15 protein-coding genes and 1 pseudogene are annotated in these 13,549 nt (G+C 59.8%); 14 read left to right on the forward strand and 2 right to left on the reverse strand.

Going from position 1 to position 13,549, the window contains the following annotated elements:
• Positions 1-114 precede the first annotated feature (114 nt).
• Complete coding sequence (locus HZ994_03185; protein ID QTN31373.1) at positions 115-615, forward strand: GNAT family N-acetyltransferase; 501 nt, start codon at positions 115-117, stop codon at positions 613-615.
• A 60-nt stretch (positions 616-675) separates the two neighbouring features.
• Here HZ994_03185 and HZ994_03190 read toward each other — a convergent pair whose 3' ends face one another.
• Positions 676-1,029 (reverse strand): cupin domain-containing protein, encoded by a 354-nt coding sequence (locus HZ994_03190; GenBank protein QTN31374.1) that lies wholly within the window; start codon positions 1,027-1,029, stop codon positions 676-678.
• Positions 1,030-1,161: 132 nt separating this feature from the next.
• Here HZ994_03190 and purU point away from each other — a divergent pair, with 132 nt between their 5' ends.
• From purU to clpX, 6 genes and pseudogenes are all read left to right on the forward strand, one after another.
• The gene (purU, locus tag HZ994_03195) at positions 1,162-2,004 is read left to right on the forward strand and encodes a formyltetrahydrofolate deformylase (protein ID QTN34303.1); all 843 of its coding nucleotides are present in this window, start codon (positions 1,162-1,164) and stop codon (positions 2,002-2,004) included.
• A 15-nt stretch (positions 2,005-2,019) separates the two neighbouring features.
• The gene (locus tag HZ994_03200; protein QTN31375.1) at positions 2,020-2,328 is read left to right on the forward strand and encodes a hypothetical protein; all 309 of its coding nucleotides are present in this window, start codon (positions 2,020-2,022) and stop codon (positions 2,326-2,328) included.
• 105 nt (positions 2,329-2,433) lie between these two features.
• Positions 2,434-3,774 (forward strand): trigger factor, encoded by a 1,341-nt coding sequence (gene tig, locus HZ994_03205; GenBank protein QTN31376.1) that lies wholly within the window; start codon positions 2,434-2,436, stop codon positions 3,772-3,774.
• A 4-nt stretch (positions 3,775-3,778) separates the two neighbouring features.
• Positions 3,779-4,456 (forward strand): ATP-dependent Clp protease proteolytic subunit, encoded by a 678-nt coding sequence (locus HZ994_03210; GenBank protein ID QTN31377.1) that lies wholly within the window; start codon positions 3,779-3,781, stop codon positions 4,454-4,456.
• A 201-nt stretch (positions 4,457-4,657) separates the two neighbouring features.
• Positions 4,658-5,445 (forward strand): annotated as a pseudogene (locus HZ994_03215) (IS5 family transposase).
• A 217-nt stretch (positions 5,446-5,662) separates the two neighbouring features.
• Complete coding sequence (gene clpX, locus HZ994_03220; GenBank protein ID QTN31378.1) at positions 5,663-6,964, forward strand: ATP-dependent Clp protease ATP-binding subunit ClpX; 1,302 nt, start codon at positions 5,663-5,665, stop codon at positions 6,962-6,964.
• 69 nt (positions 6,965-7,033) lie between these two features.
• On the opposite strand, the gene HZ994_03225 is transcribed toward clpX, so the two are convergent.
• On the reverse strand, positions 7,034-7,675 hold the full coding sequence (locus tag HZ994_03225) for a L,D-transpeptidase (protein QTN31379.1): 642 nt from the start codon (positions 7,673-7,675) through the stop codon (positions 7,034-7,036).
• 172 nt (positions 7,676-7,847) lie between these two features.
• On the opposite strand from HZ994_03225, the gene HZ994_03230 reads away from it, so the two are divergent.
• The 7 genes from HZ994_03230 to HZ994_03260 all read left to right on the forward strand — a co-directional run bounded on the left by HZ994_03230 (position 7,848) and on the right by HZ994_03260 (position 13,547).
• A complete protein-coding gene (locus HZ994_03230) occupies positions 7,848-9,335 on the forward strand; it encodes an excinuclease ABC subunit UvrC (GenBank protein QTN34304.1) in 1,488 nt (495 codons plus the stop codon).
• 10 nt (positions 9,336-9,345) lie between these two features.
• Positions 9,346-10,095 (forward strand): DUF1501 domain-containing protein, encoded by a 750-nt coding sequence (locus HZ994_03235; GenBank protein QTN31380.1) that lies wholly within the window; start codon positions 9,346-9,348, stop codon positions 10,093-10,095.
• Between the two features lie 69 nt (positions 10,096-10,164).
• Positions 10,165-10,719, forward strand: a complete 555-nt coding sequence (locus HZ994_03240; protein ID QTN31381.1) for a ribonuclease H-like domain-containing protein — start codon at positions 10,165-10,167, stop codon at positions 10,717-10,719.
• 169 nt (positions 10,720-10,888) lie between these two features.
• Positions 10,889-11,878 carry a zinc-binding dehydrogenase gene (locus tag HZ994_03245; protein ID QTN31382.1) on the forward strand — a complete coding sequence of 330 codons (990 nt, stop codon included), beginning with the start codon at positions 10,889-10,891 and terminating at the stop codon, positions 11,876-11,878.
• 60 nt (positions 11,879-11,938) lie between these two features.
• Positions 11,939-12,337: a type II secretion system protein gene (locus tag HZ994_03250; protein QTN31383.1), complete on the forward strand. Its 399-nt coding sequence runs from the start codon at positions 11,939-11,941 to the stop codon at positions 12,335-12,337.
• On the forward strand, positions 12,334-12,783 hold the full coding sequence (locus tag HZ994_03255) for a hypothetical protein (protein QTN31384.1): 450 nt from the start codon (positions 12,334-12,336) through the stop codon (positions 12,781-12,783). The genes HZ994_03250 and HZ994_03255 overlap by 4 nt, the downstream gene beginning before the upstream one ends.
• A complete protein-coding gene (locus HZ994_03260; protein ID QTN31385.1) occupies positions 12,780-13,547 on the forward strand; it encodes a hypothetical protein in 768 nt (255 codons plus the stop codon). Before HZ994_03255 ends, HZ994_03260 begins: the two co-directional genes overlap by 4 nt.
• Positions 13,548-13,549 lie beyond the last annotated feature (2 nt).

Genomic DNA, 13,549 nt, shown 5'->3' on the forward strand with positions numbered 1-13,549 from the left:
TAGCGGAAGGAATCCGGATCACGTTTACCTGCCTCCGGGTAACAATATTTCATGGGAAGGGCCGAGGGGAAAATCCTTTTTCAGGCAACTGCGAACTGAAACCATGCAGCCGCGATGAGCGACGACGCGAGAACAGCCACGACCGTCATCCACCTGGAGATGTGTGCACGGGGATGCTTCGCCCCAAGCCCCGCCCGCGATGGGCTGAGTGTTGAGAGGATCATGCCACCAAATCCTGCTAGAAACCTGGAGCTCTACAAACGGGTCGGGGCGCAATGGCAATGGACGGACAAGCTGACCTGGACCGATGCGGATTGGCGAAGATATGCCAGCCGGGACGAGGTGCTCACCTATGTGGGGCGGCTCGCGCAGCAGGAGATCGGCTATTTCGAACTGGAAGTGCAGGACGCTGGAAATGTCGAGATCGCCTATTTCGGGCTGTTTCCGGAACACATCGGCAAAGGCCTCGGAGGGGCATTCCTTTCGGCGGCGGTTCAAATTGCCTGGGAGCTTCCGGGAACCGAGCGGGTTTGGGTGCACACCTGTGCGCGGGATCACCAACATGCTCTGGCGAATTACCTGAAACGAGGCTTCGCTCTTTTCGAAACGCAGTGATCCGGGAAAACAGCGGCAATGCAGCCTTCGATATGCGCGGGAAACCGATGGGTGCAACGGCTAACCGAAGAACGTATCCTCATGCCGGTAAGGCGGGGCGCAGCTGCATAGGAACACCAGATCACTGGTGGCCGTGATTTCATGCCATGCGCCGGGTGGGATCAGGATGGAATCCCCCGGGCCGACCTCGCGGGTCTCACCTTCGATTTCCATGATGCCCGCCCCTGAGGTGATGTGGTAGATCTCCTCGCTGTCTTTATGGTAATGGCGCTGGGTCGATCCGCCCGCAGGGATGCAGGCCTCGGCGAGACTCTGGTTTTTCACCGGGGCGTTGGCGAGATCCAGCAGGCTCGTGATCGTGGAGCCGTCCTTGGTGGTGAACGGCGTTTCTTCTCTGCGGTTGCGGATTTCCATGGCGCATGGGGAAACTACCCTTACGCAGGCTTGTCACCCAAGGTTTTTCCAGCAAACTTTCGCTCTCCCTTCCCCTCGGTGGGATATGGAGTGTACCATTCAACGCCCCAAGAACCTGTGCGCCCCGGCCTCATACTCAAGCTGTCATCGCCCGACCAGTCCGGGATCGTTGCGAAAATCGCTTCCTACGTGGCTTCGCATCGCGGCAACCTGATCGAGTTCAGCCAGTTCTCGGATCAGGTCGGGAAAAAATTCTTTGCGCGGCTGGATATCGACACCTCTGAACTGGATGTCACTGTGGAGGATTTCAAGGCAGGCTTCGGCACCCTCGGCCGCTCGCTGAGAGCCACATGGCATTTCCGCACCCTGCCATACAAGATGCGCACCGCCCTGCTGGTGACCAAGACCGACCACTGCCTCAACGAGATCCTGCTGCGCACTGAGCTGGGCGAGCTTCCGGTCGAGATCACCTCCATCATCGCCAACCGCGAACATTGCGCCCCCATTGCCGCACGCGCCGGGCTGCCTTTCCACCACATCGACATGGACGGAGACCGCCGCGAAAAGGGCTTCGCCCGGATCCGCGACCTGCTCATTGCGCAGGATGTGGAACTGGTCGTCCTTGCCCGTTTCATGCAGATCCTGCCGGACAGCTTCTGCACGGAGTTTTCCGGGAAAATCATCAACATCCACCATTCGTTCCTTCCCGCCTTCATCGGCGCGAACCCATACAAGCAGGCGCACGAGCGCGGGGTGAAGCTCATAGGCGCCACCTGCCACTACGTCACCGCAGACCTCGACGCGGGACCCATCATCGAGCAGGAGGTCGAGCGGGTCTCCCATTTCCACTCGCCCTCCGATCTTGCCCGGCTCGGCCGCCACTGCGAGCGCATCGCCCTGGCCAAGGGAATCCGCTGCCACGTCCACGACCGGACTCTCATCGACGGGCAAAGGGCCATCGTGTTCCCGGACTGAGGGAATGCAAACCGCATGAAAGCCCTCAGAGATTTCATGGATCCCGGAGGGGTGTACACCCAGAGGCAATACCTCCTGGCAAACCTGCTTCTGCTTGCGCTTGCCATCATCGCGGCAAAGGCCATCAAGGGCATTGGCATGGAAGACCCGCGGCCGGCCGTGATTCCCCTTATCGTCGCAATCAACTCCCTCTATGGAATCGCCTCATCGAAGCGATTCCGGGGACTCGGGCACTCGGCATGGTGGGGCATGGCCGCATCCGCCCTTCCCTTGGTCGGGCTGCTTCTCCTCTCTTCACCGGATAAGGAAACACGCATTCAATGATGCGGACGGGGCGGATTTTCCGGCGTATCCCCCTAATTTCGAAAGTTGAGGGTTGAAGTTCCCGCCCCCCCGCAACTAGTTTCCCTGCCCCACAGCAGAACATTCATGAACATCGTCGTCGAAAAACAGCCGAAATGCATCGCAGTCCTCAATGTCGAGGTTCCCTCCGCCGATGTCGCAGCGAAGCGCGCATCCATCGCCTCCACCTACGCCTCACAGGCCAAGATCCCCGGTTTCCGCCCCGGGAAAGCCCCGAAAGCGGTCATCCAGAAGCGTTTCGGGAAACAGATCTCCGAGGAACTCACCGAAGCCCTCTTCGGCGAAGCCTGCGACCAGGTGCTCGAGAAGGAGAACCTCAAGGTGCTGGACTTCGGTTTCCCGGACAACCTCAACGAACGCCCGGACGGCTCGATCGCCTTCGAGACCAAGCTCATCCTCGCCCCGGAGTTCACCCTCCCGGAATACAAGGGCATCGAAGTGAAAGCCCCGCCGGAGGAAGTCACCGACGAGGAGCTCGGCACGCAGCTTGAGAACCTCCGCGAGCGCCTCGCCGAGTTCGACGACATCGAAGGCCGCGCCCTGCAGAATGATGACATCGCCATCGTCGATTTCACCACCACCGTGGATGGCACCCCGCTCGCAGAGGCGATCGGCGAGAAAGGCCAATACCTCGCCAAGCGCGAGAACCACTGGCTGCCTGTCAAGGAAGGCGCTTTCCTGCCCGGATACGCGGAGCAACTCGTCGGACTGAACGCCGGCGACAAGAAGGACGTGACCATCACCCTCGACGCAGAATTCCCTTTTGAGGAGCTGCGCGGCAAGGAAATCACCCTCCACACCACCGTAACCGGCATCAAGGCACCGAAACTCCCGGAGCTTGACGATGCCTTCGCCGAAAAGCTAGTCCCCGGCAAGAGCCTCGACGAGATCAAGGGGATGATCCGCGAAAACATGGGCAGGGAGAAATCCAAGCAGATCGGCGAGTTCAAGGTCAACCAGATCGTCGAGCACCTGAACAAGGCCGTGAGCTTCGAGTTACCGGAGGAAATCGTCCAGCGCGAGACCCAGAACCAGGCGAACCAGCTTGTCGAGGAAGGCAGCCAGAAGGGTGCCTCCGATGAGGAAATGCTCAGCCAGCAGGAGCAGATTTTCTCCGTCGCCACCCAACGCGCCGTGACCAACCTCCGCACCAACTTCATCCTTCAGGAAATCGCCACGGCGGAGAAGATCACCGTCCAGGACGCAGATCTGCTCTCGCACATCGCCAGGATCGCCGAAAGCCGCAAGGAGCCGATCAAGAAGGTCATCAAGGATCTCCAGAAAAAGCGCCAGATCCAATCGATCCGGAATTCCATGCTCATCGGCCAGACCATTGACTTCCTCGTCGAGCAGGCGAAAGTCACCGAAGTTTCCGAAGCGGAACTCCAGGCAACACCCGCAGAATAATCACATGAACCTTTTCCCACCCTCAAACAGCAGCAGCCTGCAGTCACCGAAGAACAGCTACTACGTCCCCGTCGTCATCGAGTCCGATGGCCGTGGCGAGCGCTCCTTCGACATCTATTCGCGCCTGCTCAAGGACCGCATCATCTTCATCACCACCCCCATCGATGATGGCGTGGCCGCCTCCGTGATCGCGCAACTCCTTTTCCTCCAGATGCAGGATCCCAAAAAGGACATCCACATCTACATCAATTCCCCTGGCGGCTCAGTCACCGCCGGCCTCGCCATGTATGACACCATGCAGTTCCTCACCTGCGACGTGAACACCTACTGCATCGGCATCGCCGCATCCATGGGTTCCGTGCTGCTCACCGCAGGCACCAAGGGCAAGCGCTATTGCCTGCCGAACTCCCACGTGATGATCCACCAGGTTTCCGGTGGAGCTCAGGGCACGGCCTCCGATGTTGAACGCACGATCGGGTTCATGTTCAACCTCAAGAAGCGCCTCAACGGAATCCTCGCCAAACACACCGGCAAGACGGTAGAGCAGGTCGAGCACGACTCCGACCGCGACAACTACATGTCAGCCGAAGAATCCGTCGCCTACGGTCTCGTGGACAAGGTTCTCGAATCCCGCAAACAGCTTCCCGACGCGGTCTTGGCCGAAATCGAGAAAAAGGACTGATCCTCAGACCGCCTCTCCACCGGCTATAGCGCCAGTCAGTTTGATGCGTGCCATGGGGTAGAATTTGCTTTCTCCCGAAGGCCTGAAAGCGTATTCCAACGTCATGCTTTCTGCATTCAATCCTGAGAGAGGCTGTCTGGAAAATAGCTTTTCCGAAATTTTATTGTGTACGGATGACCAACTCCCTGGGAGAAGCTTGGGATGCCAAATTATCCAAGCAGTCTCAACGACGGTGAGTGGGAAGTCCTGCGCAAGCTCATCCCGAAATCCCCGCTGACCCTTCGCGGTCGGCCGCTCTCCTATTCCAAGCGGTCCATCATCGACGGAATCCTTTACATCATCCGCAGTTGTGCCGCGTGGCGGATGATGCCCAACGACCTCCCGCATTGGAAAACCTCCTACCACTACTTCCGGCTCTGGGCGAAACAAGGTGTCTGGCTGCGCATCCACGATGCCCTGAGGGACAGGGCACGCCTGGCACTCGGAAAAAAGCCCCAACCGCTGCGATCCTCGACAGCCAGAGTGTTCGGACAGCTAGCCAGCCGGGAGTTCGTGGCTATGATGCGGGTAAAAAGATTACGGGAAGAAAAAGGCACGCCCTGGTAGATACAAACGGCTTCCTGTTGTCACTCAAGGTAACCGGGGCGGACGTCCAGGATCGTGACGGGGCCAGGATGTTGCTGGAACCCTTGAATTCGACCTACGGGTGGTTGAAGAAGATCTGGGCGGATGGCGGCTATGGGGGGAAGCTCGTCAAGGAGACTGCCCGGCTCGACCGCCACCGGCAGATTGATCTGGAAATCGTGAAGCGGAGCGATGACATGAAAGGCTTCGAAGTCCTTCCGAAATGATGGATCGTGGAAAGGACGTTCGGCTGGTTGATCCAGTCCCGGAGGTTGATCCGTGACCATGAGGTTCTGATTTCCAGCTCCGAATCGCTGATCTATGTCACAATGGCAAAGCGGATGCTTAACAGGTTAGCCGTGTGAACCATTTTTCAGACAGCCTCTAAGCGAGTTGTATCCTACAAAATAATCCAAAGTATTCATTGGACGTACACGTAGGGAACTTTGAGGCTTCTGAACATCGTCCGCATGGACGATATTGCGCACGGAAGGCCCAGCTACCGTGGGGCATACGGCCGTAGAAATCAACCGCTCGGATTTCCCGCTTTCCGTACGGGCTTTCCGGAGCTTTAATCAGGGAATGGCTCGCGCTTCCAATCTGACAATGTGCTCTTTCTGCGGAAAGAGCCACTCCGAGGTGAAAAAACTCATCGCCGGCCCCGGCGTCTACATCTGCAACGAATGTGTCGATGTCTGCGGAAACATCCTGTCCAAGGAACTCAACCCGCCCGACGAATCCGGCAAGGGAAAAAAGGGCAAGGGCAAGAAATCCCACACCAAGGACGAGATCCCCACGCCCGCCGAACTGCTCGCCGAGCTCGACCAATACGTCATCGGCCAGCAGACCGCCAAGAAGGTGCTCTCCGTCGCCGTTTACAACCACTACCTCCGCCTGAACCAGGACAACCTCTCCGTCTCCGCCGAATACAAGGACGTTGAGATCGAGAAGTCCAACGTGCTTTTGCTCGGCTCCACCGGCTCCGGGAAAACCCTGCTTGCCCGCACCCTCGCCCGGGTGCTCGATGTCCCCTTCACCATCGTAGATGCCACCACACTCACCGAAGCGGGCTACGTCGGCGAGGATGTCGAGAACATCATCCTCAGACTGCTTCAGGCCGCCGATTTCGATGTTGAGCGCGCCGAGCGCGGCATCATCTACGTCGATGAGATCGACAAAATCGGCCGCAAGACCGAGAACGTCTCCATCACCCGCGATGTCTCCGGCGAGGGCGTCCAGCAGGCCTTGCTGAAAATCCTCGAAGGAACCGTCTGCAACGTCCCCCCGCAGGGTGGCCGCAAGCACCCGCAGCAGGAATACATCCAGGTCAACACCGAGAAAATCCTCTTCGTATGCGGCGGCGCCTTCGTCGGCCTGGAGGAAATCGTCCGCCGCCGCCTCGGCAGCAAGACCCTCGGATTCCACAGCGACAACAAGGCCTCCGGCCTCGACGAGACCGATTCCAAAATCCTCGAGAGGGTGTTGCCGGAGGATCTCCTCCACTTCGGCCTCATCCCCGAGTTCATCGGCCGCCTCCCGGTCATTTCCTCGCTCTGCAAGCTCACCGAGGACGAACTGGTGAAAATCCTCACCGAGCCGAAGAACGCCTTGGTGAAACAGTATTCCAAGCAACTCGCGCTCAACAACGTCAAGCTCCGCATCACCCGCGACGCCCTCCGTGCCATGGCACATATGGCCGTGGAACGTGGCACCGGCGCCCGCGCCCTGCGCTCCATTTTTGAGAAACTCATGCTCGATGTCATGTTCGATGTCCCCTCGCGCGGTGATATCGAGGGCGTCTCCATCAACCGCCACGTCGTCGAGGGCACCAAGCCCCCCTCCCTCCGCCGCCGCAAGGCGGACACAAGCGCCGACGCCGCATAGCCTGGATGATCCCCGGACAACAACTAGTCCGCATCACTCCGGATGACTCGCACGCCGCCGCAGGCTGGCTCACTCCACGAGAATCCGGGAGCCGACAGCCATCTTTGGGTAGACGATGGGCATCACCGCACTAGGCCCGCGGATGCAGGCGTGGGAGGCCGGGTAGCGGCGGATCGGTCCGATGTGGTGACCCACGCCGTCCCATGTGAGGCGCATCCAGTAGCGCATCGGAGCACCCACGAATTTCCCGCCTTCGGGGATCTCATCCTTGTTCACGTCCGCATCGCCATTGATCATCTTTCCCTCGGCATCGTAGATTTTCCCATAGGTGTTCGAGCTTTTGTCCACGATCTTCTCTAGCACCTTGTAGTCTCCGGGAGGCGTCGGGCGGCTCTTGGTACCGGAGCAGATCGGGTAGTCAATGACCACCTCGTCCCCGTTCATCAGCATGCCGCGCTGTTGCTTGAGGTCGATCTTCACCCAGGAGTTGGACGAATCCGTCTTCGGCAGGAGCTGGACGTTTTTCCAGACGTTGTGGGTTTTCGGATACCCTTTCTCCGCCTTGAAGTGCTCGTAGCTGCCCGGTTCGAAAGGGTTCACATAGCCCTCATCGGTCTTAGACAGCGTGGGGGCCGCAGGCTTGGTGGCGCAGCTAACCAGGAACGCAAAGGAGGCGCCAAGCAGCGGGAGAAGCAATCTGTTCAATGGCATTGTCGGGTTGGTATGGTTCGTCGGCGGGAGATAAAGCAATATCCGCACCATTGCAACCTTTGTAATTCGAGGCACCTTGGGTCAGGATGTTTCCCGCGATCCAAACAGAATGGTCTCCCAAGAGCTAAAAACCAAACTCCGCGACGTGCCGCACCAGCCCGGCGTCTATCTGATGAAGGACAGGCTGGGATCCATAATCTATGTCGGGAAGGCGTTGGACCTGAAACGGAGGCTTTCCTCGTACTTCACCCCTTCCCGGAAAAACCGTGCGAATATCAAGACCAGGGCGCTGATGGACTCCATCCACGATTTCGAGATCCACACGGTGCGCAACGAGCAGGAATCCCTGCTGCTCGAAGGCAAGCTCATCAAGGACTACAGGCCTCGCTACAACGTGGCTTTCCGCGACGACAAGCGCTTTCTCCACGCCAAGGTGAAGATGAGCGATCCCTTCCCCCGCTTCATCGCCGTGCGCGCCAAAAAGGAGGACGGCGCGCGCTACTTCGGCCCGTTTCCCCATTCCACGGCGCTGCATGAAACGCTCAACTGGATCAACCGCCGCCTCGGCCTGCGAGTCTGCCGACCGGTGAATCCCGGCGAGGCCGAATACCGCCACTGCAACGCGGATGTCATCCGCAATTGCTCCGCCCCCTGCATTGCCAGGATTTCCAGCGAAGACTACCTCGCCAAGGTGGAGGAAGCCTGCCTGATCCTGGAGGGAAAAGGCAAGAAGGCCATCTTCGACGAGCTGCTTGCCGAAATGGAGGCCGCCGCCGATGCGCTGGATTTCGAGAAGGCGGCGACCCTCCGAGATGTCCTCGCAAACATCCGCAAGACCCTTTCGCCCACCCGCCAGTTTTCTCGCGGCCGCGGTGTCCCAAGCACCGTAAAGCCAACCGAAGACCTCGCCGATCTCGGCGAGGCGCTGGGACTCGGCGGGCCACCGCGGGTGATGGAATGCTTCGACATTTCAAACGTCTCCTCAAACCACATCGTCGCCTCCATGGTTCGCTTCACCAACGGTGCCCCCGACAACCAGAATTACCGGAAATACCGCATCCGCACAGTCGCGGGTCAGGATGATTTCGCGTCGATGGCGGAGGTGATTTACCGCCGCTATTCGCGCATACTCCGGGAAAACCTGGGCGAGGAAACGGAGTTTTCGCAGGAATCACCCATCGAGGCGCAGCGGCGTCTCGCAAAGGATGGCAAGGCCAAGATCATCCTGCCGGATCTGGTCATCGTCGATGGCGGCAAAGGCCAGCTGTCGAGCGCGTTCAGGCAGTTGCGCACACTCGGACTCCAGAATCTGCCGATCATTGGCCTGGCGAAACAGCGGGAGGAGGTTTTTTTTCCCGGCCAGCCAGATCCCCTGCTCATCCCCCACGACCGCGGAGCTCTGAAACTCCTCCAGCGCATCCGCGATGAAGCACACCGCTTCGCCAACGGCTACAACGAGCTGCTCTACCGCCGCCGCATGAAGGAGAGTGCGCTCGACGATTGCCCGGGCATGTCTCCACGCCGCAAGGAACTCTTGCTCAAGGCTTTCGGCTCGCCCGCCCGCATCCGGAAAGCGAAGGCTTCGGAAATCGCCGCCATCCCGGGTATCTCTGAAAAATTCGCCATCAGCCTGCTCGATTTCCTGGGCGGAGACAGATAGTGTGTCCGACATGCCCGCCATCCACCGTTATTCACGCAGGCGATTCATCGCCACCGCAGCCGGCGGGTTCGCCGCCGCGCATCTCCCCGCGCTGGCCTCCGGGGCATCCCGCCCAAAGTCCCTCATCCACCTTTTCATGTCCGGCGGCATGAGCCAACTGGACACCTTCGATCCTTTGCCAGGTCTTCCGCATGCGATCCCGACTTCGGCTCCGGGCATTTCCATCAGCGGAAACCTACCCCTCCTCGCCCGGCACATGGACAAGATCACCCTCTTCCGCGCCATGGGACACGGGATGAAAGGCCACCCAGCCGCCTGTGAAGCCGCGCTCCGCTTTCCCGGCAGCTGGTCTTTCGACCGACCGACCTGCAGCGATTTCCACTCCGCGATCGGCGAGGCCATCCCCATGCTGCAGGGCGGGCGAAATCTCATTCGAATCGAGCTGGGGGGCTGGGACATCCATACGGAAAATGCCAGCCGCACCGCCCCACTCGCCGCAACCCTCGACAGCGGATTTTCCAAACTGCTCGAAACGCTCTCCGCCATTGGGCTGCTGGATGAAACGCTGATTGTCCTAAACACGGAGTTCGGACGCAACCCGGTGCACAACGGCTTCGGCGGGCGCGAACATGATCCGCGCGCCTACTCCTGCCTCATCGCTGGCGGCGGGATGCAAGGCGGCCGCTTGGTTACGGCAAAAACCTCTCCCCAGGAGTTCCATGCCAGGATACTCGACCGCTTTTCCCACACGCTGGCTTGAACCGCCCGTCCCGCAGTTTTTCCAAGATTCTATCTTGGACGTTCACCGCCCGCCGTTCACCCTCTCTGCGTGTCCGGAAAAAACATCGTCTATTTCGACCTAGAAACCCAGCGCAGCCTTAGCGATGTAAGCAACAACAAGGCCAAGCTCTGCATCTCCATCGCCGTCACCTACTCAACCGCCACGGATGAATACATCATCTTCGGCGAGAGCGAGCTGGACGCGCTCACCGACCAGCTCCTCAAGGCCGACCTCGTTGTCGGCTGGAACCACGTCGGCTTCGACTACCCGGTGCTCCAACCCTATGCGCTCCCGAACCTCGTCGAACAGACGCTGAACCTGGACATGATGCTCGACGTCAAGGAGCGCATCGGGCGCTTCCTCAAGCTCGACAACGTCGCCTCCGCCTCCCTCGGCACCGGCAAATCCGCAGGCGGCCTCGATGCCATCCGCTGGTGGCAGGAACACAAGAAAACCGGCGAGTTCGAACCCCTGCGCAAGATCGCCGAATACTGTGCCTACGACGTGAAGGTCACCCGCTTCGTCCACGAATACGGAATGAAAAACGGATTCATCCGCTACGAGGACGCCGGCAACACAATCGAGCTGCCTGTGGATTGGTGAAACCCCTGTCAGGAAATCATCCCGATCACCCGCACAACCGTGAGGGCGAACACCACGATGAGCGCCAGCAGGAATACCTTGATCGAAGCCTCGATGGAAGAACGTGTCATTGCGCCGCAGGGATAGCCCCGCTGTTGCCTTTTCGCCAAGAAAAATCCATTCTGCCACCATGAAATGCCAACGCCTCACTTTCAGCACCACCGGCAACCCGGCCGATGTGCTAGGACTCACGGAGTTCGACGCAACCGCCCTACAGCCCGGCGAAGTCCTGCTTGAAATCCACGCCTCCCCGATCAACCCGGCCGACCTCAATTACATCGAAGGCACCTACGGGGTGAAACCGGAACTTCCCTCCGGTGCCGGCATCGAGTGCTACGCAACCGTCGCACAATCCCGCTCGGACAAATTTTCCGAAGGCGATCCGGTCATCCCCATCGCCCGCATCGGCGGCTGGGCAAGCCACGCCGTCACCTCGGAGGAAAACCTCATCCGCATCCCCTCCGGACTCGATCCTCTCCAAGCCGCCATGCTCAAGGTGAACCCCGCCACCGCATGGCTCCTCCTCAACCAGTTCGAAAGCCTCCGCGAAGGCGATTGGGTCGCCCTAAACGCATCGAACTCCGGAGTCGGCCAATGCGTTGCGCAACTCGCCGCCCTCATCGGAGTGCGCACCCTCTGTTTCCTCAGAAACACCAAACTCGCCGCCGATCTCACTGCCCTTGGAGCAACCTCCGTCCTCGAAGACTCCGCGGAAGGTTTCGCACAAGCACGCGAACTGCTCGGAAAATCCCGTGCCAAGATCGCCTTAAACGCCGTCGGCGGCGATAGCGCCCTGCGCCTCATGAAACTCCTCGGCGAAGGCGGCACACACATCACCTACGGTGCCATGGGCAGGAAACCTCTCACCGTTCCCAACGGCCCGCTCATTTTCGGGGATATCCGGCTCCGCGGGCTTTGGGTGACAAAATGGATCGAAAACGCTCCCCGGGGGGAAGTTGCAGATACCTACCGCATCCTCGCCGGCCATATGACGGAAGGACTCCTCAGGCAGGAAACCGACTCCACTTACCCCCTGGCGAAACACCGCGAAGCGCTCGCCCGGCTCTCTGCCCCGGAGCGCCGGGGGAAGGTGCTTTTCCTGCCAGGCTCGGGAAATTAAGCTCATAAAAGGTTGATTTCACGCTTTGCAAGAACTTTAATAAGCTTTAAATAAGTCTTCATGAAACGCCACATCTCCAGAAACGGCTTCACCCTGGTTGAGATGACCGTGGTGATCATGGTCCTCATGACCCTGCTTGGCACCGGCCTCTACGTATCAAAACAATACGGAAACTGGCAACTGGGCAGGGCCGCCTCCGAACAACTCAGGACCGTCTATGCCGCGCAGCGCCTCTACCTTGCGGACAATCCGACGGCCACCATCTCCTCCATCACCACCGCCCAGATCGTCCCTTACCTCCCCAGCCGGGCCACCTCCATGCCCACCGTCACCTCGCTCACCGGCAACACACTCAACATCCGCGTCAACGTCACCCCCCCGAACATCAACAATGGCTCCGGCGGGGTCTATGATCCTTCCGGAAGCTCCACGGACTCCCTGTGGGATGTCGGCCAATGAGAACGCTTGCCACGATTTTCCTGATGACCCTTGGCACGGCCTACGCCGGCCCGGATCAGTTCCGCCTTGTCGGCGACTACCTGCTGCGGGCGCATTACAAGCTGACAGGGGCGGAGATGACACCCATCCCCATGAAACCCATCGCCTTCCGCGTCACCACGGACGGCATCACGGTCCGCATCTCCCCGGAGGGCGATGAGGAGTCGCACACCAGCTACGATATCTACCGCTCGGACGGCATCGGGCGCCAACGCGCTGAGGCTGGTGCCCTGGAGGTCATACCCGGCATCCAGGCCTACTCCAACACGGATGGCACGCTTCGCCACTTGCGCCTCTCGCGGGAGTCGCTCACCATCACCGCATTCCCAGGCGTCTCCGACCAGACGGTCGTCAGCTATGCGGTCGCGGCCGCGCCGAAAGAACCGGAACCAGCAAGCCAGCCATGACACCCATCCCCAAAGAGCAGATCGAAAACGAAAGCCCCCGCGCAATCCCGGGACTTCCCATCAATCCCTCCCCCACATCCTTTTCCACAGCCAACCGACGCAGCACTCATTGCACCGTCCAGCGGGTTTACCCATGGTTGCTTTTTGCAAGCACCGCCATCGCCGCCACCTTCTGCCTTGCCTACATCACCAAGCCCGTCATCCTCGCCGGCCCGTCGCTTACCCTTCCAGGAAACCCGAAAAAAACGGCGGCCTCCTCGGGCAATCCCTCCATCGCCAGCCCATCCTTGGAAATCCTCCCGGATCCTGACCGCCTCCCGGGAGATGCGGGGCGCCCCACCCCCGCAACCGCCGAAGGGAAATCCCCCGCATCCTCCCAGAAATCCGATTTCGAGGAAACCAACATCCGCGTCCAACACGTGCTGGATGCGGAAAGCGCAAATGGTGAGATCGACCGCATCATCGTCGATGTCCCCGTCCTTTACCGAAGCCGCAATCTCCGCTGGACCCAGGCGGAAACCGAGGAAGCACGCAGGCTTCTCGATCTTCTCAACGCCCATCAGGAAAAAACCCGTGCCCTCCGCGATGAGGGCACCGCACTCCTGGACTCATGGAACGCACTCATGGGCAGCTCCATCCCCTCCGCAGCACTTCGCGCGGACAGCCCCTCCCTTCCCGCCAACCAGTTCGATCCGCTCGCTCCGGACGGAGCCGCCGCCACCGAAACCATCGAGACGATCAAGCTCTCTAATCCCGAGAAATAGCC

It is taken from the genome of Akkermansiaceae bacterium (assembly GCA_017798145.1).
Classification (GTDB): domain Bacteria; phylum Verrucomicrobiota; class Verrucomicrobiia; order Verrucomicrobiales; family Akkermansiaceae; genus Luteolibacter.